This is a genomic window from Streptomyces sp. DSM 116793 (genome assembly GCF_057320905.1).
Genome location: NZ_CM170494.1, coordinates 7289911 through 7315765, shown reverse-complemented (window position 1 = coordinate 7315765; position 25855 = coordinate 7289911). Strand labels below are relative to the sequence as shown.

At 70.4% G+C, this 25855-nt stretch carries 26 protein-coding genes, 1 tRNA gene and 2 pseudogenes; 16 read left to right on the top strand and 13 right to left on the bottom strand.

Annotation, left to right across the window (positions count from 1 at the left end; all coding sequences use genetic code 11):
- Window positions 1–414 precede the first annotated feature (414 nt).
- Together ACSMXW_RS28770 and ACSMXW_RS28765 are read left to right on the top strand one after the other, a co-directional pair.
- The gene (locus ACSMXW_RS28770) at window positions 415–1437 is read left to right on the top strand and encodes an LLM class flavin-dependent oxidoreductase (RefSeq protein ID WP_485800541.1); all 1023 of its coding nucleotides are present in this window, start codon (window positions 415–417) and stop codon (window positions 1435–1437) included.
- 450 nt (window positions 1438–1887) lie between these two features.
- Window positions 1888–2997 (top strand): M28 family peptidase, encoded by a 1110-nt coding sequence (locus tag ACSMXW_RS28765; RefSeq protein ID WP_485800539.1) that lies wholly within the window; start codon window positions 1888–1890, stop codon window positions 2995–2997.
- A 169-nt stretch (window positions 2998–3166) separates the two neighbouring features.
- On the opposite strand, the gene ACSMXW_RS28760 is transcribed toward ACSMXW_RS28765, so the two are convergent.
- The gene (locus tag ACSMXW_RS28760; protein ID WP_485800537.1) at window positions 3167–4468 is read right to left on the bottom strand and encodes an MFS transporter; all 1302 of its coding nucleotides are present in this window, start codon (window positions 4466–4468) and stop codon (window positions 3167–3169) included.
- On the opposite strand from ACSMXW_RS28760, the pseudogene ACSMXW_RS28755 reads away from it, so the two are divergent.
- Together ACSMXW_RS28755 and ACSMXW_RS28750 are read left to right on the top strand one after the other, a co-directional pair.
- Window positions 4467–4724, top strand: a pseudogene (locus tag ACSMXW_RS28755) (helix-turn-helix domain-containing protein); the annotation flags it as partial. The gene ACSMXW_RS28760 and the pseudogene ACSMXW_RS28755 overlap by 2 nt on opposite strands.
- A gap of 59 nt (window positions 4725–4783) precedes the next feature.
- Window positions 4784–5074, top strand: a pseudogene (locus ACSMXW_RS28750) (type 2 periplasmic-binding domain-containing protein); the annotation flags it as partial.
- Between the two features lie 85 nt (window positions 5075–5159).
- Here ACSMXW_RS28750 and ACSMXW_RS28745 read toward each other — a convergent pair.
- The 4 genes from ACSMXW_RS28745 to selD all read right to left on the bottom strand — a co-directional run bounded on the left by ACSMXW_RS28745 (window position 5160) and on the right by selD (window position 9915).
- Entirely contained in the window at window positions 5160–5579 is a 420-nt protein-coding gene (locus ACSMXW_RS28745) for a VOC family protein (protein ID WP_485800536.1), read from the bottom strand.
- A 147-nt stretch (window positions 5580–5726) separates the two neighbouring features.
- Entirely contained in the window at window positions 5727–7508 is a 1782-nt protein-coding gene (gene selB / locus ACSMXW_RS28740) for a selenocysteine-specific translation elongation factor (protein ID WP_485800534.1), read from the bottom strand.
- Window positions 7505–8875, bottom strand: coding sequence for an L-seryl-tRNA(Sec) selenium transferase (gene selA / locus ACSMXW_RS28735; protein WP_485800532.1), 1371 nt, complete (start codon window positions 8873–8875; stop codon window positions 7505–7507). The genes selB and selA overlap by 4 nt, the downstream gene beginning before the upstream one ends.
- Window positions 8872–9915, bottom strand: a complete 1044-nt coding sequence (selD, locus tag ACSMXW_RS28730) for a selenide, water dikinase SelD (RefSeq protein WP_485800530.1) — start codon at window positions 9913–9915, stop codon at window positions 8872–8874. The genes selA and selD overlap by 4 nt, the downstream gene beginning before the upstream one ends.
- A 74-nt stretch (window positions 9916–9989) precedes the next feature.
- Between selD and ACSMXW_RS28725 the strand changes: the two genes are divergently transcribed.
- Window positions 9990–10085 (top strand) — tRNA-Sec (locus ACSMXW_RS28725).
- A 71-nt stretch (window positions 10086–10156) separates the two neighbouring features.
- On the opposite strand, the gene ACSMXW_RS28720 is transcribed toward ACSMXW_RS28725, so the two are convergent.
- The 8 genes from ACSMXW_RS28720 to ACSMXW_RS28685 form a co-directional block, all read right to left on the bottom strand.
- On the bottom strand, window positions 10157–10444 hold the full coding sequence (locus tag ACSMXW_RS28720; RefSeq protein ID WP_485800528.1) for a hypothetical protein: 288 nt from the start codon (window positions 10442–10444) through the stop codon (window positions 10157–10159).
- Window positions 10445–10816: a hypothetical protein gene (locus tag ACSMXW_RS28715; protein ID WP_485800527.1), complete on the bottom strand. Its 372-nt coding sequence runs from the start codon at window positions 10814–10816 to the stop codon at window positions 10445–10447. It abuts the gene before it with no gap.
- 43 nt (window positions 10817–10859) lie between these two features.
- Window positions 10860–11435, bottom strand: a complete 576-nt coding sequence (locus ACSMXW_RS28710; protein ID WP_485800526.1) for a hypothetical protein — start codon at window positions 11433–11435, stop codon at window positions 10860–10862.
- An 87-nt stretch (window positions 11436–11522) separates the two neighbouring features.
- Window positions 11523–11825, bottom strand: a complete 303-nt coding sequence (locus tag ACSMXW_RS28705) for a hypothetical protein (protein ID WP_485800524.1) — start codon at window positions 11823–11825, stop codon at window positions 11523–11525.
- On the bottom strand, window positions 11822–12364 hold the full coding sequence (locus tag ACSMXW_RS28700; RefSeq protein ID WP_485800522.1) for a hypothetical protein: 543 nt from the start codon (window positions 12362–12364) through the stop codon (window positions 11822–11824). The genes ACSMXW_RS28705 and ACSMXW_RS28700 overlap by 4 nt, the downstream gene beginning before the upstream one ends.
- A complete protein-coding gene (locus tag ACSMXW_RS28695; RefSeq protein WP_485800521.1) occupies window positions 12361–12912 on the bottom strand; it encodes a MauE/DoxX family redox-associated membrane protein in 552 nt (183 codons plus the stop codon). Before ACSMXW_RS28695 ends, ACSMXW_RS28700 begins: the two co-directional genes overlap by 4 nt.
- Window positions 12913–12952: 40 nt before the next feature.
- Window positions 12953–13312 carry a hypothetical protein gene (locus tag ACSMXW_RS28690; protein WP_485800519.1) on the bottom strand — a complete coding sequence of 120 codons (360 nt, stop codon included), beginning with the start codon at window positions 13310–13312 and terminating at the stop codon, window positions 12953–12955.
- A 582-nt stretch (window positions 13313–13894) separates the two neighbouring features.
- Window positions 13895–14890 carry a helix-turn-helix transcriptional regulator gene (locus ACSMXW_RS28685; RefSeq protein ID WP_485800517.1) on the bottom strand — a complete coding sequence of 332 codons (996 nt, stop codon included), beginning with the start codon at window positions 14888–14890 and terminating at the stop codon, window positions 13895–13897.
- Between the two features lie 193 nt (window positions 14891–15083).
- Between ACSMXW_RS28685 and ACSMXW_RS28680 the strand changes: the two genes are divergently transcribed.
- The 11 genes from ACSMXW_RS28680 (at window position 15084) to ACSMXW_RS28630 (ending at window position 25851) form a co-directional block, all read left to right on the top strand.
- Complete coding sequence (locus ACSMXW_RS28680; RefSeq protein ID WP_485800515.1) at window positions 15084–15362, top strand: hypothetical protein; 279 nt, start codon at window positions 15084–15086, stop codon at window positions 15360–15362.
- Between the two features lie 28 nt (window positions 15363–15390).
- Window positions 15391–17106, top strand: coding sequence for a carbamoyltransferase N-terminal domain-containing protein (locus ACSMXW_RS28675; protein ID WP_485800514.1), 1716 nt, complete (start codon window positions 15391–15393; stop codon window positions 17104–17106).
- A 19-nt stretch (window positions 17107–17125) separates the two neighbouring features.
- Window positions 17126–18088, top strand: a complete 963-nt coding sequence (locus ACSMXW_RS28670) for a sulfotransferase family protein (protein WP_485800513.1) — start codon at window positions 17126–17128, stop codon at window positions 18086–18088.
- Complete coding sequence (locus ACSMXW_RS28665; protein WP_485800512.1) at window positions 18085–19425, top strand: ATP-grasp domain-containing protein; 1341 nt, start codon at window positions 18085–18087, stop codon at window positions 19423–19425. Before ACSMXW_RS28670 ends, ACSMXW_RS28665 begins: the two co-directional genes overlap by 4 nt.
- 68 nt (window positions 19426–19493) lie before the next feature.
- A complete protein-coding gene (locus ACSMXW_RS28660; RefSeq protein WP_485800511.1) occupies window positions 19494–19754 on the top strand; it encodes a YciI family protein in 261 nt (86 codons plus the stop codon).
- A 77-nt stretch (window positions 19755–19831) separates the two neighbouring features.
- Window positions 19832–21118, top strand: a complete 1287-nt coding sequence (locus ACSMXW_RS28655; protein ID WP_485800510.1) for an MFS transporter — start codon at window positions 19832–19834, stop codon at window positions 21116–21118.
- 3 nt (window positions 21119–21121) lie between these two features.
- On the top strand, window positions 21122–22348 hold the full coding sequence (locus ACSMXW_RS28650) for a GNAT family N-acetyltransferase (protein WP_485800508.1): 1227 nt from the start codon (window positions 21122–21124) through the stop codon (window positions 22346–22348).
- A 23-nt stretch (window positions 22349–22371) separates the two neighbouring features.
- Window positions 22372–22932 (top strand): adenylyl-sulfate kinase, encoded by a 561-nt coding sequence (gene cysC / locus ACSMXW_RS28645; protein WP_485800507.1) that lies wholly within the window; start codon window positions 22372–22374, stop codon window positions 22930–22932.
- On the top strand, window positions 22929–23861 hold the full coding sequence (gene cysD, locus ACSMXW_RS28640; protein WP_485800506.1) for a sulfate adenylyltransferase subunit CysD: 933 nt from the start codon (window positions 22929–22931) through the stop codon (window positions 23859–23861). Before cysC ends, cysD begins: the two co-directional genes overlap by 4 nt.
- A gap of 315 nt (window positions 23862–24176) precedes the next feature.
- Complete coding sequence (locus ACSMXW_RS28635) at window positions 24177–25145, top strand: magnesium transporter CorA family protein (protein ID WP_485800505.1); 969 nt, start codon at window positions 24177–24179, stop codon at window positions 25143–25145.
- Between the two features lie 193 nt (window positions 25146–25338).
- Window positions 25339–25851, top strand: a complete 513-nt coding sequence (locus tag ACSMXW_RS28630) for a hypothetical protein (RefSeq protein WP_485800504.1) — start codon at window positions 25339–25341, stop codon at window positions 25849–25851.
- Window positions 25852–25855: the final 4 nt, after the last annotated feature.

Here is a 25855-nt window from a genome sequence, read left to right as displayed (position 1 = left end):
CGGTGTCAGCCCGCTGCCGGCCGTGTGGTCGCCAGTGCGACCGGCACTCCGGCCGTGAGGGGCAGGGTCTGGTCGCACGGCCGGGTCCGGTGACCGCACCCGTGCCGACCAGCGCGGCGAGGGCACCCGGCACCCGGCACCCGGCACCCGGCACCCGGCACCCGGCACCCGGCACCCGGCACCCGGCACCCGGCACCCGGCAACGATGCCAGACCCACCGCCGGGCCCGGCCTCCGGCCGGCGCGGACCGCCACCGCACCGGCGCACCGCCACCGCACCGGCGCACCGCCACCGCACCGGCGGACCGCCACCACAGGCGCCGGCCTCCGGCTCAGGCGCCGACCGCGAGACCGGGCCGCAGACCCGCACGACTAGTTCAGGAATCAACTAGTTAGCCGCGGTGTTGTGCCGCGTATGAAGCGCATCGGTTTTCTGTCCTTCGGACACTGGTCCGACACCAGGCACTCCCAGACGAGGTCGGCGGCGGACTCGTTGCTCCAGGCCATCGATCTGGCCGTAGCGGCCGAGGAACTCGGAGTCGACGGTGCTTACTTCCGCATCCACCACTTCGCCCGGCAGCTGGCGTCGCCGTTCCCGCTGCTGGCCGCGATCGGCGCCAGGACGTCGCGGATCGAGATAGGCACCGGTGTGATCGACATGCGCTACGAGAACCCCCTCTACATGGCCGAGGACGCCGGCGCCGCGGACCTCATCGCCGGCGGCAGGCTCCAGCTCGGCGTCAGTCGCGGCTCTCCGGAGCAGGTCATCGACGGCTGGCGCTACTTCGGCTACGCGCCGGGCGACGGCGACACCGACGCCGACATGGCCCGCAAGCACACCGAGGTGCTGCTGACCGTCCTCCAGGGCAAGGGCTTCGCCCAGCCCAACCCGCAGCCGATGTTCGCCAACCCACCCGGACTGCTGCGCATCGAGCCGCACTCGGAGGGGCTGCGGGAGCGCATCTGGTGGGGCGCCGGCTCCAACGCCACCGCGACCTGGGCGGCCAAGATGGGCATGAACCTGATGAGCTCGACCCTCAAGGACGACGAGGGCGGCGCTCCCTTCCACATACAGCAGGCCGCCCAGATTCGCGCGTTCCGCGAGGCGTGGGCGGAGGCGGGATGGGAACGCGAGCCGCGCGTCTCCGTGTCGCGCAGCGTCTTCGCGCTCACCAGCGACCAAGACCGCGCGTACTTCGGCCGCGAAGGCGACAGCGCCGACCACATCGGCTACATCGACGCCAGTACGCGCGCGATCTTCGGCCGTACCTACGCCGCCGAGCCCGACGTTCTGGTGAAGCAGCTCGCCGAGGACGAGGCGATCGCGGAGGCCGACACGCTGCTGCTGACCGTGCCCAACCAGCTGGGCGTGGACTACAACACCCATCTGCTGGAGAGCATCCTCACGCACGTCGCGCCCGCACTCGGCTGGCGCTGACGCCCACCGGCCGGGCGAGTGACCGTGAGCAAGGTCCCGATCACCGCCGGTACCGGGTACACCGGTGCCGCCACCGCCGCCGAGCCCGCGACGCTGCTGCGAGGTCGCGTCGTACTCCTCCCTCGGCGCGGGGGCGGCGGTCCGGCACACGCCACGGAGCTGTGGGCCGCCCTGGCCTCGGGCCCGTCAACGCGGTTCACTCCCAGTCGTCGCGAGACACTGGAAGTGAATATGATCACCGCCGGGTCGAGCGCGCCATGCTTGTCCGGCCTCCGCGCATGCCGGGAACGGTGCACGGCGCACCCGGACGGCTCCGGGGCAACCGGCAACCCGCCGGATGCCGTCCGGATCGCGCATGTGCCGTCCTCGGCGGAGATTCGATCGGTCAGAGCCGACCTCGCTCCCGGGTGGGCACCCGATGAATGAAAGGATCGGCTCCGGGAGGGCTGTATGACGTACCCCGCAGACGACGAGCCGGGCATGCTGGTGCGGCGGTTCCAGCGTGACATCGACCTCCGACGGCTGCAGCACGATGTGCTGGAAGTGGCCGGCGGGCCCCGCAGCCGTCGTCATGGGCCCGAGGGCATGCGACGTGCCGAGACCCATGTGCGCGGGGCGCTCGAAGCGGCTGGCTGGCGGGTTGACCGGCAGCCGTTCGACGTGCGCTGGCGGATCGGCGCAACGGATCGCCGGGGCCACCGGATGCTGCCGCTCCAGCTACGCCTGCACCGCCGGATCACGGGCGCGAATCTGGTCGCGGACCTTCCGGGAACCACGCCGGATCGTCCCACCGTGGTGGTGGGAGCCCATCTGGACACGGTGGAGGGCAGCCCGGGCGCCGACGACAACGCCTCCGGGGTGGCCGTGGTCCTGGAGACGGCGCGGCTCCTCGCTTCGCTGCCCACCAGGCCCGCGGTCACCCTGGCCCTGTTCGACATGGAGGAGGTGGGCCTGGTCGGCTCGTCGGTCGCGGCCCGCCGCCTGACCGGCGTCCGGCCCCTCACCGGCATGCTGTGCCTGGAGTCGGTCGGTTGCTTCTCCGCCGAACCACACAGCCAGCGGATGCCACCCGGATTCAGCCGTGCCTTCCCCGACGCCGCGCGCGCGGTGCGGGGTGCGGAATCACGCGGAGACTTCGCCCTTGTGGTGCATCGCCGTTCCTCGGCGGCGGCGGCCGAGACCTGGCAACGGGCCGCGGCTGCCTACGCCGACCCGCTGCGGACCATCGCGGTGCGCGATCCGCGGGCTGACGGCGTGATCGGCGTGCTCCAGGGACTGCTGGCCCCACCGCTCATGCACCTCGGCCGCAGCGACCATGCGTCCTTCTGGAACCGCCGGGTCCCGGCGATGATGCTCACCGACACAGCGAACTTCCGCAACGCCCGCTACCACCAGCCGGACGACACCCCCGACACGGTGGACTTCGGACGACTGGCCGCGGTCACCGCTGCGACGGCCGCCACGGCCGTCCTCTGGGCAGCACGGCCTGACACGGGGTTCGGCACGGCGCGTCCCGCCGACCGCCGAGGCGGAAGGCCGCCGCGGCGGAAGGTGATCTGACCGCACTCCGCGCAGGTCCACACCGCCGTGCGGGCGCATCGACTCGGCCTCGACGCTCAGGGGGACGCGGCCCGGCCGGTCCCCGCCCGCTCCGAAGAGGGGCGGCGCGAAGACCCTGCGGCCGCCGCGCGGCCTGGCCGCCCGATCGCGGTGACCGCCGCGGCGCCCGTCAGGCGCGGTGGCCCGGCGCCGGCTCCTGCTCCGGCTCCGGCTCCGGCTCCGGCTCCGGCTCGGAGAGAAGCGCTGTCGCGCGGCGGGGCAACAGCAGTGGGGTCGCCAGCAGGAGCACGCCGGCCAGGGCGATGGCCGTACGCGGGCCGAGTAGGCCGCCCAGCACGCCCCAGACGGCCGTCAGGAGCGCGGTCGAGGCCTTGGTCGTGACCGTCCAGGCGGACAGTGTGCGGGTGACTCGGTCGGTCGCGGTGCGCTCGAGGCGGTAGGTGGCGTAGACGGGGTTGAAGACCCCGCAGCAGAAGATGAGCCCGAGCTCGACACCCATCACCAGCAGCAGCCCTCCGGTGCCCGGCCCCAGGAAGGCCAGGCCCACGGGCCAGAGCGCGCGCAGCGCCCCGGACACGACCAGGACCCGGCGCTGTCCGAACCCGGCGACGAGCCGTCGCGCCAGCCGCGAACCGAGCAGCCCGCCGATCGAGGGCGCGGCGAAGGCGAGGCCGTACTGCCACGGTGCGAACCCGAGCCGGCCGAGCATCAGGACGGCCAGCAGCGGCTCGGCGGCCATCACCAGGCCGTTGAACAAGGCGGAGTTGAAGAACAGGGGCCGCAGCGTCGCGTCGGCGAGGATGTACCGCCAACCGTCGAGCAGGTCGCCGGCCCGCATGCGCGCGGCCGCCCGGCGCTCGGGCCGCGGCTCGTGCCCGCCCGTCGCGCGGATGCCCAGGGCCGAGAGCAGGTAGCTGACCGCGTCGGCCACCACCGTCGCCACCGGACCGAGGAGCCCGATCGCCGCGCCGCCCAGCGGAGGTCCGATGATCGTGGTCGTCCAGGCCGTGGACTCGAATCGGGCGTTGGCGACGAGCAGGTTCTCGGCCGGCAGCAGCGTCTTCAGGTACGCGCCGGAGGTGGCACGGAAGGTGATGTCGGCCGCCGCGACGACGACCGAGACCAGCAGGAGCTGAAGGAAGGTGAGCACGCCGAGCGCGAAGGCGGTGGGGATCGTCAGCAGCGCCGCGAACCGGATCAGGTCCATGGTGATCAGCACCGGCCGCTTGCGGCGGAACTCCACCCACGGACCGAGCGGCACCGCCACCGCCGCGCCCACCGCAGCGCCCGCGGAGGAGAGCGCGGCGACCTCGGCCGGTCCGGCGTGCAGCACCCGGATGGCGATCAGCGAGAACGCGCCGAAGGCGAGCCACGTGCCCAGCGCGCTGGTCCCGTACGCTCCCCAGAGCCACCCGAACCGCCGCCCCAGCCGACGCCCGGGCAGCTGACCCGGCCGGTTCCCGCTCCTCATGCCCGACGCCCCTCGCCACTCACCCGCACAACCGATCCGCGACCGGTTGCATCAAAGCGAGCCCCGCACCCTGGGATCAAACAACCGCGGAGCCGCGGGCCACAACCGATGGTTGTATCCATGGGGTGTCGACGTGGACCTCGACACCGTCCGGACCTTCCCCGCCGCCGCCGACGCCGGGCAGTTCCAGGAGGCCGCCGCCGAACTGGCGGTCACCCAGCAGGCCGTCTCCAAGCGCATCGCCGCACTGGAGCGCACGCTCGGTGTGCGGCTGTTCACCCGCACCGCACGCGGCGCCGATCTCACCATCGACGGGTCGAGGCGACCGGCCCCAACTTCGGCTCCGACGTGCTCCTGGACACCATCGCCGACACCCCGGCCCTGGCCACCTTCATGGGCGGGCGGACCCGCCTCGTCTGGCCCGCCGACCATGATCTGCGCCGCATCCCGGTGACCGACCCGACGCCCGTCTACCCGCACTCGCTCCTCTGGCACCGCGAAAACCCCCACCCGGCGCTGGCCACCCTCCGCGCCCACCTCGCCGCCACGGCCGCCGGCCACGACGCCGCCGGAACCTGGGCGCCGGGCTGGGTGACGCCGCGCTGAACGCCGCCGCGTCCGCGATCACCGCGGCCGGACCGGCGGACGGTGGCCCTGGTCCGAACGCGCCGGGGGTACCGGGGGCCTCCGGTCAGGGGAGGGGGGTGTTGTGGGGCCAGGTGCGGCGGGTGAGGACGACTCGGTAGCCGTCCGGGTCGGCGAGCGTGACGCCGCCCTCGTCCCAGTACGGATTGTGCGACGGGACCACCGTCCCCCCGTGCGCCGTGGCGCGCGCGAGAGCCTCCTCGCCCACCGGCTCGCCCAGGTAGATCACCAGCAGGTCCTCGGGCGTGGGGGTGGGGGCGACGGTGTCGGTCGTGCCGACCGTCAGCTCCAGGTGCCACCGCCCACCGGCCGGACCCACCATGAGCAGATCGCGCGTCCCGTCCTCCGGCCGCCCCGCGACCCTGAACAGGACGCTCAGGCCGAGGCCCTGGACGTAGAAGCGTTCGGCGGCCGCCAGGTCCGCCGAGGGCCGGGCGATCCGGATGGTGTGGTCCGCATCGATCATGCTGTGTCACTCCTTCGTCGAGGCTTCAGCGGAACCTCGCCGCATACGGGGCCCTTCGAGCCAACTCGATCACTGCGGGAGAGGCATGGACACCGAACACCGCCGGCCCCGGCTCGTCCGGAGAGGGATCGTCGTCCCCTCCCCTTCTCATGATCCACCAAGGCACTGGCGCCGGTTCGTGTCGACGCGCCTGGTCAGACCCCGCCGGTCCATCAGTTCCAGCAGCGGCACCGCCACGCGGCGCGACGTCCGCAGCACCTGTCTCGCCTGGCTCGTCGTGAACGGCTCAAGCAGTGCGGTGAGCCGCCGACGTGCTTCTTCGGGCGCGTCAGGGAGGAGCACGACGCCGCCGGAGAGGCGAAGAAGCAGTCCGGTACGCGCCGCGGCGGCCAGGTGCCGTTCGGTCAGCCCGAGAGACGCCAGTTCCTCGGCCCCGGGGGCGTCGAAGGGGGTCTTGGCCAGGCGGACGCGGACCGTGGACAACGCGTGTGCGACCGAGGCCGGGAAGGCGGTCGCGGTGCCGGCTCGGTGGATGCCGGTCGCGTCTCGGACGAGACCGGCCTCGCGCACCAGGGTGTCGAGCAGGTACGCATCGGGCAGGGAGAGTTCGCGTACCGCAGCAGCACGTGGCATCCCGGGGTCCAGTGGATGGTCGGCTTCCCACTGCTCGACCGTGCGGCGCAACGCGCTTTTCCAGGCATTCCACCGGTCCTCGTGCACGAACCAGTCCCCGATGCGGAGCACTTCGGCGGGTGGCTCCCAGAGCGGGGAGACGACACCTGCGGCGATGAGATCGCCACGCCGTACGGTCCCGCGCCGGGCGAGCTCGCCAACCGGGGCGGGGGTGTCCGGCAGGTCGGCAAGGACACGCGCCCGCGCGGCTGCCGCTCCCCGTCGGGTGAGCGGGGGCGGTCGCACATCGAGGACGGTGAGGCCGGCGGCGACCCGCTGTTCGCCCGGGTCCCGGAGCACCGCCCGTTCACCTTGGTGGACGGCCACCGGAGCGGCGAGCGTCAGACGGGCGACCGTACCGCCGAGGGGGCGCACCCGTACGGGGACCGCGGCGGAGCCATGGTGCAGGACGAGATGGGTGGGCAGTCGTTCCTGCCGGTGGCTCAGGCGTACGTCCAGGACGGTGGAGCGGGTCCAGCCGGCGGAGTCGATCAGCGCATGCCCACGACGCAGTGAGGCGAGCGCATTGCCGCGCAGGTTCAAGGCGACGCGCGAGACGGCAGACGCTTCGGCGACGGGGGCCTTCAAGGCTTCCACGGAGCGGACGCGGACCGTGTCGCCCGTGGGCACGACGGTGAGCTGGTCGCCCTTCCTGATGGTCCCGCTGCCCAGGGTGCCCGTGACCACGGTGCCCGCTCCGCGGATGGTGAAGACGCGGTCTATCCACAGCCGGGCCGGACCGTCCGGCGCGGGCTGAGGCATCGCGTCCGTCATCCTCCGGAGGGCCTGCCGCAGCTCGTCGATCCCCTGCCCGGTCACCGCGCTCGTGGCCACGGCTTCCACGGCGGCCAGCGGCGTGTGCGCGAGTCGCTCACGGGCCCGGGTCATGACCGGTGCGGGATCCGCTCGATCGGCACGGGTGACCGCGAGGACACCGTGACGCACGTCGAGCGCCTGGAGCGCGGCGAGATGCTCCTCGGTCTGACGGGCCCAGCCGCAGTCCGCGGCCACGACGAGCATGACAGCGGGCACCGGGCCCACTCCAGCAAGCATGTTGGTGATGAAGCGCTGATGCCCCGGGACGTCGACGAAGGCCACGGTGCCACCGCCGGGCAGCACGGTCCACGCGTAGCCCAGGTCGATCGTCATACCGCGCTGCTTCTCCTCGGCCCACCGGTCGGTGTCCATTCCGGTCAGGGCCCGAAGGAGGGCGGTCTTGCCGTGGTCCACGTGACCGGCGGTGGCCAGCACCCTCATGAGGGACCCCCCGCGCGGGCACGCTGGTCGGCCGCAGGTTCGTCCCCGAGTGCTGAGAAGGCGGCTCGGACCGCCTCCAGCAGCTCCGGGTCCCTGTCCGGGGGCACGCATCGCAGGTCCAGGAGGCAATGGCCCCGATCGAGGCGTCCGACCGTGCAGGGCGTGCCTGCCCGCAGGGCGGCCGCGAATCCCGCGGGCAGTCGAACGGCCCAGCCGGGCAGTGCGACGCCGGGGGCGCCGCCTCCGCCCACGACACCGGCACTGGGCACCACGTCGGCCGTTATGCCCGCGCGGGCCAGGTGCCGCGTCAGTTCGGCGCTGCGGGCGCGGAGTTCGTCAGGCGCGGCGTGCAGATACCGGTGAACGGGAGTCTCGGGACCGGCGAGCGTCGCCTCCAGAGCGGCCAGGGTGAGTTTGTCGACGCGCAGGGCGCGGGCGAGGGGATGCCCGCGCAGCGTGTCGATCACCTGCCGGGTACCGAGGAGCAGCCCGGCCTGTGGGCCGCCCAGGAGTTTGTCACCGCTCGCCGTGACGAGCGCCGCGCCGTGCTCCAGCCAGCCGGCGGCATCAGGTTCGTCCGGCAGGACGGGATCGGCGGCAAGGAGCCCCGAGCCGATGTCCCCCACCACCATCGGCCCCAATGCGGCCAGATCCGCGACGGACACAGACCGTGTGAAGCCCTCGATGCGGAAGTTGGAGGGATGGATCTTCAGGATGAATCCGGTGTCCGGGCCGATCGCGCGACGGTAGTCCTCGAGATGGGTGCGGTTGGTGGTGCCGACCTCGCGCAGCCGCGCCCCGGTACTGGCCAGCAGATCAGGGAGGCGGAATCCGTCGCCGATCTCGATGAGTTCGCCCCGGCTGACCACGATCTCCCGCCCCGTGGCGAAGGCGGTGGCCGCGAGGACGAGGGCCGCCGCGCCGTTGTTGACGACGTGGACGTCCTCGGCGGCGGGCACCGCCGACCGGAGTGCGGCCAGGGCTCCCCTGCCTCGCCGGGCACGTGCTCCGGTGCGGATGTCGAACTCCACGTCGACGTAGGCGCCCGCCGTCCGCACGGCGTCGAGGGCGGCATCCGAAAGGGGCGCACGCCCGAGATTGGTGTGCAGGACGACGCCCGTGGCGTTGAGGACCGGGCGCAGTGAGGAGGCGGCCTGCGGCAGGAGAGCCGCCGCGCAGTCCGCGACTGCCTCCGGAGGAATCTCGCCCTGCCGGGCCCGGCGCTGGGCCTCACGGACGGCCTCCTTCACCGCGGCGCGCCCCACGCGCAGTTCTGCCTCCGCCAGACGCGCGTCAGCCAGTACGGTGTCGGTGCGCGGGACAAGGCGCCGCCGGTCGGTGGGCCGCGCCGTGGGTACGGTGGTCATCCGATGACGAGTCTCTCGTTCCGTGCCGTGATCAGTTCGCCGATGACGGGGGCACCGGGTATCTCCCCGGCGATCAGCAGCCCGCCGGAGGTCTGGGCGTCGGCAAGCAGGAGGCGCTCGTCCTCGGTGACCTTGGAGCCCCAACCGGTGTGCGGCGAGACCCAGTCGAGGTTGCGCCGGCTCCCGCCGCTGACGAATCCGTCACGTACGGCTTCCCGCGCTCCGTCGAGGTAGGGGATCGCGGCCGGGTCGATCCGGGCGGTGACGCCGCTTGCGCGCGCCAGCTTGTACAGATGGCCCAGTAGTCCGAACCCGGTCACGTCGGTGGCGCACTCGACGCCGGCGGCCAGGGCCGCACGCGAGGCGTCCGCGTTGAGTGCGGCCATGGTCTCGACGGCCTGGGGGAAGTGCTCTCCGGTGCGCTTGTGCCGGGTGTTGAGAACGCCGATGCCCAGGGGTTTGGTCAGGGACAGCGGGAGACCGGGCCTTCCGGCGTCGTTGCGCAGCAGGCGGTCGGCGTCGGCGAGACCGGTGACGGCGAGGCCGTACTTGGGGTCCGCGTCGTCGATGCTGTGCCCTCCGGCCAGGTGGCACCCGGCGGCCCGGGTGATGTCGAGTCCGCCGCGCAGTACCTCCGCCGCGAGTTCCGTGGGGAGCGTGCCGGTCGGCCAGGCGAGCAGGTTCACGGCGACGAGGGGCGTACCGCCCATGGCGTAGACATCGGAGAGCGCGTTGGCGGCGGCGATACGACCCCAGTCATAGGCGTCGTCCACGACCGGCGTGAAGAAGTCCGTCGTGAGGATCGTGGCCCGGTCTCCGTCGATACGGACGACGGCCGCGTCGTCCCCGCTGTCGAGGCCCACGAGTAGCTCGCCGTGACCGAAGGAGCCGGGAGGAGGGCTCAGCTCCCCCACCATCGCCTCCAGTTCGCCTGGTGGGATCTTGCAGGCGCAGCCCCCGCCGCGGGCGTACTGCGTCAGGCGAACAGGGCGAGCGGTCTGGGATGCGCGAGCCGGCTGGTGCTGGGTGTCAGTGTTCATGTTCCCCGTATCGATGCGGACTTGGAGCGCGGAGCAGCCATCGAGGTGGTGCAGGTGTCAGCTATGGTGGCGGCGGAGGCGTCAGGGTTCCTGGTGGGCCTCCCCGCCTTCAAAGCGGGTGGGGCGGGGCATCCTCGCCCGGCGGGTTCGATTCCCGTCCGCCTCCGCCAAGGTGAGCCGCCGGGCGGTTCGCCCTCTGCGTGGGCCAGACGGGACGTTGCCCGGCCTGGCCCACGCCGGCTCAGTCGGCCAGGAGCGCTCCGAGGCCGGAGCGGCCCGGCTCGACCAGCACTCTGTCGTCGGGGCCCGAGGAGACGCGCACCTGTCTGTCAGTGCGGCGCAGCGAGCCCGCGGCTACGAGGTTCACGGAACCGTCCACGTCGACGCCGGGGCGGTTGAAGTGGATGGAGAGGACCTCCCGAGGGCTGCCGTCGGTCTCCACGCCCGCGGCCACGTACACCGTTGACGTCCCGTCGTCATTGCTCTTGATGAACGCGATGCCCCGGTCTGTCGGGGTTCGGGTGGGCATTCAGGGTCTCCTTTGTTCGGCATCTGCGTGTGGTGTGGCGGCGAACAGGGGTTCCGGAGCTTCGGTCGGCGTGCCGAACATGAGCTGCTTCCACTCTCCGGAGTAGCCGTAGATTCCGCAGGACGTGGAGGCACGCAGTCGCGCCGGTATCCGTGACGCCGCGATGTGGTGCTGTGACTTGCCCATGGCGTAGACGCTGTCCAGCCGGTCCCACAGGGACAGGCTCAGCAGGGTCCGCTCCCGCCACCGGACGAGGGTCGTGTGGCCGAGATATCCCTCGGCCACCCGGCGTACTTCCTTCTTGACCTTGCGGTGCAGGGCCAGGATGAGCAGGAGCGAGAGCAGGCCGGGACACTCGAACCGAGTGATCACGACTTGTCCCCGCGGGTCGCTCACGCGATGGTGTCCGCTCACGTCACCAGCTCCCCACGGGCACGGTCACCGCGACGACCAGCAGGGCGACCCCGCAGGTCCTGCGGAGGACGGCGAACCAGGGACGGAGCCTGTCCCCCTGGTCGGGCATTCCCTTGACGCAGTAGTAGGCACTGCGCACCGCCACGGTGAGCACGCCCACCACGGCCATCTCGACGAGGACGAACCACGCCGCACCCGGGACGAGCAGTCCCGTTCCGACGAGTGCCGCCCACGTCAGTGAGGTGCTCTTCTGCGTGGTGAACAGCAGCGCCAGGTCGAGCCCCCACACCACGCCGAGCCGCCCCGGCGGGATGGTGCGTATGTACGCCTGCGGGACCTGACGCCAGATGTGCGGCGTGCGGTCGGCCACGTCTGCCAGTCCGAGCGCCAGCAGCATCACCATGACCGTCAGCAGTCGTGCGTGCGGCGGCAGCCACCACTCCAGCAGCCTGCCGAGCCCGAACAGCGCCGCGGCCGTGAACAGCGAGGTGACCACCTCGCCCAGAAGAAGCCCCGACAGAAATCTCGTACCCTGACGTCTGTCGCGGCGCAGCATGGGACCGGCGACCCCGGCCATGGACTGGCCTCAAGGGGCGAAGACTTGCAGTACCGCCGCGACCCCGGCGATCACGAGCCATGTCACCATCTCTCGATCACCCGTTGGTCAGTTGTACAGGCACTGGGCGGCGGACAGCGCGTTGTTCGCGGTCTCGCAGCACGCACAGTGGATGGAGCCGCTCTCGCAGTACCAGACGTACGCGGCGTGGGCCTTGCAGTAGGTATAGGTCGTGTTCTCGGGGTAGTTCGCGAGCGCGCAGCACTGGGGCGCGGCTGACGCTTCCTGCGAGGCCGCGAACACGCCGGCCGAGGCGGCCAGGCCCGTCGCCCCGATCCGGGTCAGGAGGCGGCGGCGCCCCAGCCCCGGCTTGGCGCCTGCGACGTCGGTGGTGCCCTTACGGAATCTCATTTCACTCCTTGTGGCGTGACGAGAGGGATCTTCTTCTGGACCGCGCGGAAGGTGCCGAAGGTGTATGCCTCCGTGAGCACGCCCTCCTCGAAGACCAGAGCGGCGGGGCTGCTGTTCACCCCGAGGGTTTCCGTGACCCACGTGCCGCCCTCGTCGACGTAGTGCGGCATGGTGTGCAGACGGTGGCGGGCAACGAACTCCTCACCCGCTTCACCGCTACCGGAGGACACGATCAGCCCGTATCGGGGATCGAGTTCGTCCGGAGCCAGGTGGGCCAGCTCTTCGCCGACCTTGTTGCAGGTTGTGCAGACGGGGCTGAGGACGAGAAGCACGCTCTTGGCCCGGCCGACGTGCTCCTCGATCGGGCCCGGCCAGTGAGCGGGCGCGGTACCGACACGCGCCCCGTCGAGAGGGGTGATGGAGCGTTCCTCGTCCCGTGCCGCGTCCGGGACGCGGGACGAGAGCTCTCCCAGCATCGCGAAGAGCAGGACGACAGCGGCGGTCAGGACGAGCAGCGCCACGGCGAGCAGAACGGTCATGCGGGGGACTCCGACTGGTTGAAGAGGATTCTGAGCAGCGTGCGCGCCTGCTTGCGGTACGAAACGATCAGCCAGGCGCCGGAGAGGATGACAGCGATCGGCGCGACGGCGGCCGAGGCGGCCCCGTGCGGGGAGCCCCAGCCGTGTACGCCCAGACCCCACGCTCCGGCGCCGGCGACGAACAGCCCCATCAGGACGTTGGGCATGCCCAGGGGGCGGGTGCTGTCGGCTCCGAAGCAGCCGCAGGGCTCGCTGCTGTCCTGCGCAAGGCCGAGGAACCCGGCGCCGGCGAACACCACACCGAGCAGGACGAGACACAGGTGCGCCTCGGTCTGTAGCGCAGGCACCGCCACCGCCAGCGCCACCAGGAACTCCGTGGCCGCCAACAGCCGGATGGCAAAGGCGCCAGGCGGCCGTCTGCTCCGGCGTAGTTCGCCGACGGCCGTCGCGCTGAGGGCCGGCGCGACTGCCTTCGCGGCACCCGCCCTCAGCAGCAGCGTGGCTGCGGCGGCGTCGGCGCATGCCGAAGCGGCCTCGATGAAACTCATGCTTCCCCCCTGAAGCTGCGGATGATCGGGCTCCGGTCTGTCAGCCCTGCCGGTACTCGACGTCGAGACTGTCCGTGTGGCCGGCCCAGGTCAGGGAGAACTGCCAGCACCCTGGCTTCGGCATGTCCACAAGCGAAGGACCGGGCCCACCAGCGATCGAGCGCGTCACCACCTGGTCGGTGCCCGCGAGCCTGGCCCTGATCCTCAGCTGCCCGCTCGGCCCGGGATCCGTCGCGGCCGAGTCGTCCTTGGCGACCCAGAGGATCTTGTTCTCGCGTCCCTTCGCGGCTGGAGCATGGTAGGGGTACCCGAAGAGAACCGCGGCGATCTCGCCCTTGTCACCGATGATGTGACGCGACGAGCCGCCGCTCGTGAACCCCTTGCGCGCCCATGTCGGCAACGCGCCCTGTTCGATCGCGGGGCGGCAGCCATCGCTCGGGCCCGGCGATGACGCCGCCTTGGCGGATTGGGTCTCCTTCTGCGCACCGGTGCAGCCTGCCGCAAGAAGAACCAGCGCCGCCGCAGCCAAGGCGCGACGAGGACCGTTTGCGCGTGAACGGCTCTTGCATTGAGGCATCCGCAACTCCATGACGTCGTCATGCCAGCCAGTCGACGGAGTGACGGGATGGCCCATTGAATCGTTTGAGTAGCGGATGAGTACTTTTACATGAATCCCGATCCGGGATAGCTACGCTTCCGGACAATCATTTTCGGCCCCCGGGTTGCCATACTGAAGTGAATCCTTTATTCCGCTTGCGGGCGGCCCCGCTGCCGCCCGACCGCCGCCTACCTGTGCGATGTCTTGAATCATGCAGCTCAGGTGCGTGGCACCGGGGTATTTCCCGCGCTGAAAACCCCGGTCACGATGTCGGCCGGCCCCGGTGGACCGATCGGGGGCTCGCGGACGGTGGCGGGTGACTTGAAATGAGTGGTATCCATCGGAGAGGTCCACACCAAATGAGCAGAGGTGACGTGGACTGCTTCAGTCCGCTTCCGGTGTGCCCGCCTTCGCGAACAGGTAGCCGAGCTCTGCCCGGCTACGGGCCCCGAACTGCTCGGACGCCCGCCTGATGTGGGTGCCGATGGTGCGGACGCTGAGGCCGAGCCGCTTCGCGATGGCCGCGTCGGTCATCCCTCTGACTGCCAGTTCCAGCACGGTTCGCTGCACCGGGTTCATCGGCTGCGTGGCGCGAGGCGGCCGGACCGTGGTGGACAGGGGCTCCGCGCGCTCCCACAGCCCGTCGAACTCCCTGACGAAGTGGTCGATCAGGCCCGGCTCCCGGACGGCGAGGGCACGCGCCGGAAGCCGTGCCGGAGCGGCCATGGGGATGAACGCGACGCCCCGGTCGCACACGATGATCGGCTCGAACGGCGCGTCGGTGGTCCGGACCTCACCGCCCGCACGGGCTACCCGGTTCACACGGGAGACGGTCGGACCGTGGGTCCGCGTCACGCCACCGACCAGGCTCCGCTGCCGCACCTTGTGCCGGGGTACCGCCAGGTCGTACGGCAGAAGGCGCCGCGATCCGTCACCGGCGGCGGCCTGCCTGTGCGGCTGCGCGGTTAACAGTTCCGTACCGCAGGCGGCCACGGCCGCTCGCACCGCGCTGTCGATGGCGTCCGCTCCGGTCAAGTGCTGCACATGGGCCTCTTGCTGCCGAACGGTGTGCTGGTAGACCGCCTCCAAGGGCGCGAACGCCGCGGTCAGCGACGCCAACTCCCTGCGCCGCACCTCGATGGCCGCCTCGATGGGCCGGGCCATGTGCGCCGTGGCGACGGCCGGCGGCACCGGCATATAACGGGCGGCCTCTTCCCGGGATTCGATCGCGCCGTCCACCAGTCGCTGAACCAGCCCCAGCTTCAGCAGGCATTTGGGTACATCTCCCATGATCTCCCCGGCACGCAGCGCCGAGCGGTACCGGTCAAAGCCCTTGCTGCAGATCTCGGTACAGGGTCCCTTGTCCCGATTTACTCCCATGGCTTTCCTTCGTCCCCACTTCCGGTGTCGGCACTGCAAGATCAGGATGCCTCCGAGGGTTGATGGGCCGGAAGAGGTGAGTCAGGATCATTGCGCTTTCATGAATCCGAAGTTGCCGGACATCACTGATGGTGAGAGCGGTGACCCATGAATCGCACCAACGTGGAATGCGGCTGCTTTACGGAGGGCCGCATTGGGATCTGAATCCGTTCCGCAACGACCGCTGCGCGAGGCACTCGACTTGCTGGGGCGCGCTCGTGAACTCCTGGGCGAGGAGGGCGGCGAGGGCGACCTCGTCGCGCGCAGTGCCCTGCACCTGATCGATTGCGCCATCGACGTCTCGACCCTCCTGACCACGCCGGGCGGACTGGAGGAGGCGCGGAAGGCGCTCGGCTCGGCCCGCTCCGCCGTGGTCGCCGCGACCTGCGCGGTGCGGCACACGCACGACCGCACGAGAACCAGGACTCCGTGACCCGGGCCGCCCGGGTGAAAGGACAGGCATGCTGACTGCGGGTCTCAAACTGACGCAGAGCGGAGGCGTCGCTCTGCTGGACGGCGACAAGCTCGTGTTCAACATCGAGATGCAGAAGCTGAACAACGGTCGCCGGTACAGCAACGTCGACGAGCTCGACGATGTGTCAGCGATCCTCGACCAGTACGGGTACCGCGTGGGCGACATCGGACAGTGGGTGGTCGACGGCTGGGACGGCGCGGTCAACGGCCATGTCTCCACGCTGTCGGCGGGCGCTCCGTTGGACCTGCTGGTCGCGCCCTACCGCGAGACCGGCAAGGTACCCGACCCCGCCCTGCCCGGATACTCCGGGAAGCTGTCCATCGGCGGCCGCAGTGTGGAGTACCAGAGCTATGTGCACGTGGCCAGTCACATGGCGGCGGCCTACTGCACCAGCCCGTTCGCCCGCCGCGGCGAGCCCTCGATGGTCATGGTCTGGGACGGCGGCTGCTTCCCCCGTCTGTACTGCGTGGACGCCGACGGCAGGGTCGAGCCCGGCGGCGAGGTGTTCCCGCTGATCGGTCACACCTACTCCATGGCGTCCCAGCACTGGGGCCCGTACGCGCGCAAGAACAAGTCCACGAACGTGGACGACCTCGCCGTGGCGGGCAAGATGATGGCGTACATCGCGCTCGGCACGCCGCGCCCGGAAATCGAGGCCGTCTTCCGTGAGTTGTTCCACGAGCACTTCGAGGCCGACTCGCCGCGGGTGCGCGAGTACCGCGAGAGGATCACCGGCTGCGGGTCCACCGGAGAGCCTTCTCACGGATACGTGCACGCCTTCCTCCGCGACGTCGCCCAGCGCACCGGACAACTCGGCGTCAGCGACGAGGACGTGCTGGCCAGCGTGCACACCTTCATCGAGGCGCTGCTGCTGGAGCGCGTGACCGCGAAGATCCGCTCCTGGAAGGGCGAGGGGCCCTGGAACCTGTGCTTCGCCGGTGGCTGCGCGCTCAACATCAAGTGGAACAGCGCGCTGCGCGGGCACCCGATGATCAAGGAGATGTGGGTCCCGCCGTTCCCCGACGACTCCGGGTCCGCGATCGGCACGGCCTGTCTGCGCGCCGCCGACGGGCAGGGACTGCGCGCGGTGGAATGGGGCATCCGCCAGGGCCCGTCCCTGGTCCGCACACCCCATGTGCCGCAGGGCTGGAGCATCGCACCCTGCCGCCCCGAGGAACTCGCACGGATCATCCACCGTACCGGCGAGCCGGTCGTGGTGCTCAACGGCCCTGCGGAACTCGGCCCACGGGCGCTCGGTGGACGCAGCATCATCGCTGCGGCCACCGACCCGGCGATGAAGACGCGGCTCAACGACGCCAAGAAGCGCGAGCACTTCCGCCCCGTCGCGCCGATCTGCCTCGTCGACCAGGCGCCCGGGATCTTCGATCCCGGCACCCCCGACCCCTACATGCTGTTCGAGCACCAGGTGCGTCCGGAATGGGTCGACCGGATCCCCGCGGTCATGCACCTGGACGGCACGGCGCGTCTGCAGACCGTCAGTGCCGAGGACGACCCGACGCTCCACCAGATCCTGCGCGAGTACCACAAGTGGAGCGGCATCCCGGTGCTGTGCAACACGAGCGCGAACTACAACGGGCGCAGCTTCTTCCCCGACGTGGCCTCGGCGGTCGAGTGGGGGCAGGTCGACATGGTGTGGTCCGAGGGCGTCCTGTACCGCCGGGCCCTGAACAGCGAGAAGTAGGAGAGGGAGACACACAGCCATGCCCCAGGCACCCCGCGCCATGGTGATATCCCTGCAGAAGGCCGGAACCCACCTCATGCAGGGGCTCATGGTCAAGCTCGGCTACAAGATGGCCGGCGTCCCCCGCCCCGTTCCGGACAACGTGCCGGAGTTCGACGACGCGCAGCTGCTGCAGATCGCGTCCGTGACACGATCGCGCGATGAGTACGAGGAACTGCTCGCGCTCCCCCCGGAGCAACTGCGCAAGGCGACCGAGGACGACTGGGCGGCCCTCGGCTGGCATTGGCAGCGCCGCCTCGGCCAGCGGGTCGTCAACCGCTACGGGCAGACCCGGTTCGACTTCGCGTCCGAGGTCATCAGCAACCCGCACATCTCGTACTCGAAGTTCGCCGACACCCCGCCGGGTCTGTGCTGGATCTTCCACGAGCTCGACATCGACAAGGTCGACGGCACCTTCCTGAACGAGTGGGTGGGCGACGGCACGCCGCCGCTGGTCTTCAACTACCGCGACCCGCGCGACACGATCGTCTCTATGATCAACTTCCTGGAGGGGCGCACCGCGGCCGGGTACGGGAACTTCTACGAGTTCGACATCTTCCACAAGATCCTGGCGTCCCTGCCCACATGGGAGGAGAAGATCGACTACGCGCTCCGGGACCCGTCGTTCCTCGGCCGTGACCAGTTCGAACGGTCCATGTGGCTGCTGCGGCACCCGGATGTGTGCAAGGTCCGCTTCGAGGACCTGATCGGCCCCAAGGGCGGTGGCAGCAGGGAGCGGCAAGTCGCCGCCCTGGAACGGCTGCTGGCCCACATCGGCTCGCCCGAGGACCCTGAGCAGATCGCGGACAAGATCTACAATGAGAACTCGTGGAGCTTCTTCAAGGGTCGCTCGGGAGCCTGGCGCGAGTACTTCACCGACAACAACATCAGCCGGTTCGACGAACAGTTCGGTGACCTCCTCACGCAGTACGGATACGAATGATGGACACGGTCCGCCACGGTGGGAACCGGCCGCGCGCGTTCGTCCTGCTCGGCGGCCTCAAGGTCATCCTGCGCAACTGGCGCTACCTGAGTGAACTCGACGAGCGCGGCATCGTCGCCCTGGTGGTGACCTCCGACCAGTGGCGCGACGAGTGCCTGCGGCAGATGGGCTCGGGTGTGCGCCCGGGTTCGCTCATCGGCGACGCCCGGTTCGTCACGGGCACGGTCGGGACGGAAGGCGGCTTCACGGCCGGGGTCGTCGCCGCGGTGACGGACTGGCGTGCACGCTACGACATCGTCGGGGTGTTCGCGGCGGGCGAGATGCTGGTCGAGCAGACCGGCATCGTCGCCGACCTCCTCGGGCTGCCCTCCCCCGGCCTGCGCGCCACACGGGTGTGCCGGAACAAGTATCTCCAGCGCGCCTACCTGGCTGAGTGGAGCCCGCGCGCGCTGGTGGTTCCGCCGGGCGGGCGCGATGCCGTGCCGTACGAGAGCGTCGCCTTCCCGGCCGTGCTCAAGCCGTCCGGCCGCAGGGAGAGTTCCGGGGTGCGCGTGGTCGGAAGTCGCCGGCAGGCTGAGGACCTGATCTCCTCGGACGCGTATCTGCCCGGTGAGACCCTGCTGCTGGAGGAGCTCGTTCGGGGGCAGGAGTACTCGGTGGAGGCGCTCGTCCAGGACGGCGAGATCATCTTCGAGTCGGTGACCCACAAGCGCACCAACGAGGCGTCGGGCTCCCACTTCGTGGAGGTGGCCCACACCGTGCCGGCGCCTGACTCGCCCGCCCACGACCGGTGTCTGAGCGCGGGCCGGGACATCGTGGAGCGGCTCGGGGTGGAGAACGCCATCGTCCACACGGAACTCCGCATCACCGAGCACGACCGCCCGGTGCTGATGGAAGTGGCGGTCCGCACTCCGGGTGACGGACTGTTGCCGCTGTATCACCTGGCCACGGGCAGTCCCATGGAACCGGACATCCTGCGACTGGCCCTCGGCGAGCGGATCACCCGCCCCGAGCCGGTCCGCTACGCCCGGCAGGTCTACCTGGAGACGGAACAGGGCGTGCTGCGCGGCGTCACCGTGGACCACCCGCACGTGGCGGGTGCGGTCTGGGTGGGCCACGGCGAGCCGTGGCCAGAGCTGCCGCCGGGACACGCGGGCGACCCGGCCACGTTGCGCGCCGTCCTGGTACTCAAACCCCGTGGCACCCGGATCGGTCCGCTGACCGAGTCCGGGGACCGGGCCGTCACGTTCCTCCTCGACGCGCCGTCACCGGCCGAGCTCGACCGGCTGGAAGCCGAGGTCCGGGCAGCCGTCCACGTGACGATCACCGCAGACTGAACGGACCGCGGCCCGGACGGGCCGCGGAACCGGCGGAACACTCAGCACTACCGAAAGGCACAACCACCATGTGGATCGTCGAACTCTCCTTCGGTGACGCGCCGGAGAGACTGGCCGCCCGCCCCGCCCACCGCGACAAGCTCGCGGACCTGCACGAGAGGGGACTCGTACGGATGGCCGGCCCGCTGGCCGACGACTCGGGTGCCGTCCTCGTCTTCGACGTGCCGGACCGTGCCGCACTCGACCGGCTGATCGCGGACGACCCGTACTTCAGCTCCAAGGGTGTAACGGTCGAGCTGGTCCGGGAGTGGCGTCCGTTCATCGTCTGAGGACCGGTGACCGACAGCCGACCGGTCGCCGGCGTGAGAGAGGGGTGTCCATGGGCGGGCGTCCGGCGGACGCTGACATGACGGGGGGACAGGAGCATCGCTCCTTGCTGCGTGCGGGGGTGTTCCGCCGCCTGTGGTTCGGCGACGCGCTCTCCCGACTCGGCTACCAGACGGCCCTGTTCCTGTTCCCCCTGCTCGCCGTCGTGGAACTGCACAGCAGCGGAGCACAGACCGGCCTGGTGAGCGCCACGCAGTTCCTGCCGGTGGTCGTCCTCTCCCTCGTCGCGGGGGTCTTCGCGGACCGCGCCCGCGTCCGCGTCCTCATCGTGGTGTGCGCGGTGGTGCGCGGTGCGGCCCTCGCCGTGCTGGGTGTCGGCTATGCGCTGTTCGGTCTGAGCCTGTGGATGCTGCTCGTCATCGCCTTCGTGGTCGGCTCGGCCACCGTGTTCTACGACATCGGCTATCAGTCGGCCGTACCGAGGGTGCTGCGGCCGTACGAGCTCGCCCACGGCAACGGCATCCTGCAGGCGAGCAACTCCGCGACCCAGATGGCCGGCCCGGCACTGGCCGGCGTCTTCGTTCAGCTCGCGGGTCTGCCCTTCGCCGTGACCGTGACGTTCGCCCTGTTCGCCGGCGCGGTGATCGCCTTCTGGCAGTTGCGCCTCGACGCCGGCACCGAGCCGACACCGACCAGGCGTCCAGGCGGCAGGGCGCTGCTCGACGGACTGAGGTTCACCTGGACCTGCCGCCCCATCAGGGACCTGTGTATCCACTCGGGGCTCTTCAACTTCCACGAGCAGGCCTTCCTCACGGCCTTCATGCTCTACGGTGTGCGCCTGGCAGGCATGTCCTCGGGCACTGTGGGGCTGCTCATCGGCGTGGCGAGCGTGGGCGCGCTGGTCGGCTCGATCGGCGCGGGGCGCCTCGCCACCCGGCTGTCCGCCGGCCCCATCGTGGCGGCCGGCCTGCTGATCGCGTGCACGGCCCTGCTCCTGGGACCACTGCTCGCCCTTCTGCTGCCGCCCCTCCTCGCGTACGGGCTCGCCTTCCTCGGCAACGGCCTGGCGCTCGGCGCGTACAACGTGTACGTCATGAGCCTGCGCCAGACGATCCCGCCGCGCGAGTACCTGGGCTCGGTCACCGCGAGCTACCGGCTGGTCGCCCTGGGGCCCAACCCGCTGGGCGCCCTGATCGGCGGCACGCTCGCCGACGCCTGCGGTGCCGACAACGCGTTGCTGATCATCGGGGCGTCGCTGACGGTCTCGGCGCTGCCCTTGCTGGCGTCTCCGGTCAGACGAGTGCGGCGCGTCGAGAACGCCGGCGATGACCTGCGGGCTTTCGTACCGGTGCGGCAGGAGGGCTGACGCGTGGAGACACAACTGCACGACGGCGTCTCGGGGTTGGCGCCCGCGCGCTGGGACGAGCTGTTCGCGGCCGGCCGTTGTGACCTCGGTCATGGCTATGCCCGGTTCCGTGAGCACATGGAACCGGGCACCCCGATTCTGCTGACCGCCGCGGACGGATCCGGCTGGTGCGCAGCCCTGCACGGCACGTGGACCACACCGGCGTCCGGGCTGTTCAGCCACCCTTGGAAGCTCCTCACCGCCGAACAGTTCCGGCGCCCCGAGGAAGGCGGCGCGCACCAGGCAGCCGAGGACCACACCCGGCTCCTGCGCGCGGCCATCGGCGAGCGGGGCGGCGGCGTCCCGGATGTGACCGCGCTGACCGCGGCGCTCGGAGAAGTCATCGTCTTCCGCGGCTTCGACTCGTCCGAGGCCGCGCTACGCCCCGGCCTGGACGCGGCAACCGCAGAACACGCCGTTCGCGAACTGCTGACGCATGCCCAGCGACTTGCACGAGAGGGTGCCGCCGGCGCCGTCTGCCTGCCCTATGTCAGACAGGACGACGAGATGCTGCGCGCCGCGCTCCGTCACCTCGGGTTCACGTCCGCGGTGTTGACCTCGACGACGGAGTTCCGCCTGGCGGGGGCGGTGTCGTACGAGGAGTACCTGGCGGCTCTGCCCAGCAGGCGACGCCGTATCCATCGCAAGGAGACCCGGTCCCTGGCCGACTCCCCGCTGGGCACCGACGTCTGGTCGCTGGCCGGAAGCGTGGAACGGGTCGTGGAGCTGGAAGCGAACAACCTCACCAAGCATGGCGGACGGCCGGACCGGCAGGCACTGATCGCGGCCCGCACCGCCATGGCCGATCTCCTGAACGACCGGATCCGCGTCCCCGTCGCCCTCACCGCCGGCGGCCGACTCGCAGCCTGCGGCATCCATATGGCCGACGGACACGGCTACTGCGTCCTCATGTACGGAGCGGACGAGACGGCTGCTGAGGGTGTCCCCGTGTATCCGAACCTGACCTTCTACGAGCCTCTGAGGTACGCGGCACGGCACGGCCTGACCACCGTGCGGCTCGGATTCGAGGCGTTCAGCGCCAAACTGCGGCGTGGGGCGCACCTTTCCGGCCGGGAGACCTGGCTGTGGACCCCCGACGCCGCACGGCTCGACGCCCTCCACCACGTCATGCGGTTCCTCGCCGCCCGGACCGCCACGCAACTCGAACGTCTCACCGGTGAAACGCCCTGACGGAGAGAGAGGTCGACCCGAGCATGCTGCACCACTCCCGACCATGCGACTGCGGCGTGACCGTCTGGCTCACCGGTCTGCCGAGCGCCGGCAAGACCACGATCGCGCGCCGGCTCGCCGAGCGGCTGCGCGGTGACGGCCATCGGGTGGAAGTCCTCGACGGCGACGTCCTTCGCCAGACCCTCTCGGCCGGGCTGGGCTTCAGCCGCGGGGACCGGCACGAGAACGTGCAGCGGATCGGTGTGATGGCCGAAGCGCTGGCGCGTAACGGTGTGTTCGTCCTCGTGCCGGTGATCGCACCGTTCAGGGCGAGCCGGGACGCCGTGCGCAGCCGCCACCACACGAGTGGCACCACCTTCCTCGAAGTCCACGTGGCCACGCCCGTCGACGTCTGCGCCCAGCGTGATGTGAAGGGCCTCTACGCCAAGCAGGCGGCGGGCGAGATCTCCGGTCTGACCGGCATCGACGACCCCTACGAGCCCCCGTCCCGCCCTGACCTCGTCATCCCGGCCCACACACAGTCGGTCGCCGAATCGGCGTCGATGGTGTGGAAGCTGCTCGCCGAGAAGCGATTCGTCGCATGACACCGGTCGATCCGGGACTGTCCCATGCCCGTGCGAACCATCTGGGCCACCTGGACGCTCTGGAGTCCGAGGCGGTGCACATCTTCCGCGAGGTTGCGGGCGAGTTCGAGCGGCCGGTGCTGCTCTTCTCCGGCGGCAAGGACTCGATCGTCATGCTGCACCTGGCGCTGAAGGCGTTCACGCCCGCGCCGATACCGTTCCCGCTGCTGCACGTCGACACCGGTCACAACTTCCCGGAGGTCATCGCGTACCGGGACCGCACGGTCGCCAAGCACGGCCTGCGGCTTGAGGTCGCCTCCGTGCAGGAGTACATCGACTGCGGTGTGCTGAAGGAGCGTCCGGACGGGACCCGCAATCCACTGCAGACAGTGCCGCTGACCGAGAAGATCCAGTCGGAGAGGTTCGACGCGGTCTTCGGCGGCGGTCGCCGTGACGAGGAGAAGGCGCGCGCCAAGGAGCGGGTGTTCTCGCTGCGGGACGAGTTCTCGCAGTGGGACCCGCGCCGTCAGCGTCCCGAGCTGTGGCAGCTGTACAACGGCCGCCACGCGCCCGGCGAGCACGTGCGTGTCTTCCCGCTGTCCAACTGGACCGAGCTGGACGTGTGGCAGTACGTCGCCCGTGAGGACATCGAGCTGCCGGAGATCTACTACGCGCACGAGCGGCCGGTGTTCCAGCGCAACGGCATGTGGCTGACCGCCGGCGAGTGGGGCGGCCCCAAGGACGGCGAGACGGTCGAGACACGGCTGATCCGCTACCGCACCGTCGGCGACATGTCCTGCACCGGCGCCGTCGACTCGGACGCCACGACCATCGAGAAGGTCATCGCGGAGATCGCCGCGTCCCGGCTCACCGAGCGGGGCGCCACCCGCGCCGACGACAAGCTGTCCGAGGCCGCGATGGAAGACCGTAAGCGCGAAGGGTACTTCTAGTGCCGCATCAGGCAACGTTCGCCCTGTTGTGACACCCGTCCGGATACGGGTCCGGGCGGCGCGCATCCGCCATGCCGTCGTCGTGGCTGAGCGTGTGCGAGTGCGGGAGATTCATGGTTACGAGGGGCAGTGACCGCTGTTGATCACGGGCTGGGGCACCGGGCCGTGGGACGTGGCGGCGGGGCGCCAGTCAGTTGAACGTACGGGGGCAGTTATGTGCGAGAACCTCCCCCTAGGACCGCCAATGGGGTCCACCTGCTCCGAGCCGTCATCCTTACGCCGGGAATTCCGGGGCCGGCTGGTTACGCTCGCGACATGGCCCGCACCCGGCTGTACCGCAACGGCACCCTGGTCCTGGAGAACTTTCCGACCGCCGACATCTCCGAGCACCTGACCGATCCGGCGTCGGTGGTGTGGCTGGACCTTTACCGGCCAGGCCCGGATGATTTCGCTATGATCGGTGAGGAGTTCGGTATCCACGAGCTGGCTCTGGAAGACGCCGCGCACCAGGGGCAGCGGCCGAAACTCGACCGCTACAGAACCCACGAGTTTCTCAGCGCCCATGCCGTCTCCATTGCCCCGGACAGCGCCGACCTGTCCATCAGCGAGATCTCCGGGTTCCTCACCGGCCAGGCGCTGATCACCATTCGCAAGGACGACGGGTTTCCCATCGAGGACGTCGTCGCCCGCTGGGACCAGAGCCCGGACCTGGCTGGGCACGGGGTTGGATTCCTGCTGCACGGCTTGCTGGATCACATCGTGGACGGACAGTTCGACGCGGTACGGCAACTCGACGACCGGATCGAGGAGTTGGAGGAGTTGCTCTTCGCAGAAGATCGTCGGCAGCTGCGGACCGTGAACCGTCGCTTGTACGCATTGCACAGATCCCTGGTCCGGTTGCGCCGCGTGGTGCTTCCGATGCGCGAGGTGGTCAACTCGCTTGTGAGTCCTGGCCGGGTCACCGACCCTCTTGGGCCCTACTACCAGGACGTCTACGACCACGTGCTGCGTACCATCGAATGGACCGAGTCCGTGCGGGACATGGTGGCCTCGGCCATGGAGACCAATCTGTCGGTCCAGTCCAATCGGATGAATCTGATCATGAAGAAGGTGACCAGCTGGGCTGCAATCATCGCCGTGCCCACTGCCATTACCGGCTTCTACGGTCAGAACCTTCCTTACCCGGGCTTCGACCGCGAGATGGGATTCATCTCCTCCACCACCGCCATCGTGGTCCTCTCGGTGCTGCTTTATGTCGTCTTCAAGCGCAAGGACTGGCTCTGACCCGCAGATGATCGGCGGCCGGCCTCCTCGAGCGGCCCGGCAGGCCAAGTGCGGTGCTGAAACCGATTTGCTCACGGCACCGAGTCGCTCCCGGTAATTACCAATCTTCCGGACACGCTCAGCCACGACGACAGCACGGCGGATGCGCGCCGCCCGGACCCGTATCCGGACGGGCGTCACAACAGGGCGAACGTTGCCTGATGCGGCACTAGACACGGGCACCGCCCCTGGTGAGGAGCCGGCCGGGCGCACGGCCACCACCCGGCTGCGGCTCGCCACGGCCGGCTCCGGCGACGACGGCACGTCCACGCCGGTGGGCCGGCTCGTCGTACGACATCCTCGGCTGCGGCGGCAGCACGTCGGCACGTGTTCGACGGCGACCGGCACGGCGCCGTCGAACAACGGCAGCGCGTCTTCCGCCGACTGGCCGCACACGGCCACCTGGTGCTGTCGTACCACGCGCACGGGCAAGCCGGGCGATCGCCCGCCCGAGCCCGTTGGTGCCACCGACAGCCACCAGCCCGTCCAGCAAGGAACGGTCGCGCGCTCGCGCCAGGTCCAGCAGCAGCTCGTCGCCGAGGCCCAGCGCCATGGCGCCGGATTCACCGATCGAGCGGTCACCACACCGCAGCCGGCCCTCAGCACCCGGAAGATGACGCAGATCATCGAGTCCAGCCCCACCGCCCGGCCCGCCAAGCGGTTCTGACGTC

Bases quoted from the DNA above. Each gene is read 5' to 3' on its own strand.
- ACSMXW_RS28635 (WP_485800505.1), top strand. From the start codon at position 24,177: ATGGCCCGCACCCGGCTGTACCGCAACGGCACCCTGGTCCTGGAGAAC.
- ACSMXW_RS28655 (WP_485800510.1), top strand. From the start codon at position 19,832: ATGACGGGGGGACAGGAGCATCGCTCCTTGCTGCGTGCGGGGGTGTTC.
- ACSMXW_RS28665 (WP_485800512.1), top strand. From the start codon at position 18,085: ATGATGGACACGGTCCGCCACGGTGGGAACCGGCCGCGCGCGTTCGTC.
- selA (WP_485800532.1), bottom strand. From the start codon at position 8,875: ATGACCACCGTACCCACGGCGCGGCCCACCGACCGGCGGCGCCTTGTC.
- ACSMXW_RS28710 (WP_485800526.1), bottom strand. From the start codon at position 11,435: ATGGCCGGGGTCGCCGGTCCCATGCTGCGCCGCGACAGACGTCAGGGT.
- ACSMXW_RS28675 (WP_485800514.1), top strand. From the start codon at position 15,391: ATGCTGACTGCGGGTCTCAAACTGACGCAGAGCGGAGGCGTCGCTCTG.
- ACSMXW_RS28770 (WP_485800541.1), top strand. From the start codon at position 415: ATGAAGCGCATCGGTTTTCTGTCCTTCGGACACTGGTCCGACACCAGG.
- ACSMXW_RS28720 (WP_485800528.1), bottom strand. From the start codon at position 10,444: ATGCCCACCCGAACCCCGACAGACCGGGGCATCGCGTTCATCAAGAGC.
- cysC (WP_485800507.1), top strand. From the start codon at position 22,372: ATGCTGCACCACTCCCGACCATGCGACTGCGGCGTGACCGTCTGGCTC.
- selD (WP_485800530.1), bottom strand. From the start codon at position 9,915: ATGAACACTGACACCCAGCACCAGCCGGCTCGCGCATCCCAGACCGCT.
- ACSMXW_RS28765 (WP_485800539.1), top strand. From the start codon at position 1,888: ATGACGTACCCCGCAGACGACGAGCCGGGCATGCTGGTGCGGCGGTTC.
- cysD (WP_485800506.1), top strand. From the start codon at position 22,929: ATGACACCGGTCGATCCGGGACTGTCCCATGCCCGTGCGAACCATCTG.
- ACSMXW_RS28670 (WP_485800513.1), top strand. From the start codon at position 17,126: ATGCCCCAGGCACCCCGCGCCATGGTGATATCCCTGCAGAAGGCCGGA.
- ACSMXW_RS28685 (WP_485800517.1), bottom strand. From the start codon at position 14,890: ATGGGAGTAAATCGGGACAAGGGACCCTGTACCGAGATCTGCAGCAAG.
- ACSMXW_RS28700 (WP_485800522.1), bottom strand. From the start codon at position 12,364: ATGACCGTTCTGCTCGCCGTGGCGCTGCTCGTCCTGACCGCCGCTGTC.
- ACSMXW_RS28745 (WP_485800536.1), bottom strand. From the start codon at position 5,579: ATGATCGATGCGGACCACACCATCCGGATCGCCCGGCCCTCGGCGGAC.
- ACSMXW_RS28695 (WP_485800521.1), bottom strand. From the start codon at position 12,912: ATGAGTTTCATCGAGGCCGCTTCGGCATGCGCCGACGCCGCCGCAGCC.
- ACSMXW_RS28760 (WP_485800537.1), bottom strand. From the start codon at position 4,468: ATGAGGAGCGGGAACCGGCCGGGTCAGCTGCCCGGGCGTCGGCTGGGG.
- ACSMXW_RS28705 (WP_485800524.1), bottom strand. From the start codon at position 11,825: ATGAGATTCCGTAAGGGCACCACCGACGTCGCAGGCGCCAAGCCGGGG.
- ACSMXW_RS28660 (WP_485800511.1), top strand. From the start codon at position 19,494: ATGTGGATCGTCGAACTCTCCTTCGGTGACGCGCCGGAGAGACTGGCC.
- selB (WP_485800534.1), bottom strand. From the start codon at position 7,508: ATGAGGGTGCTGGCCACCGCCGGTCACGTGGACCACGGCAAGACCGCC.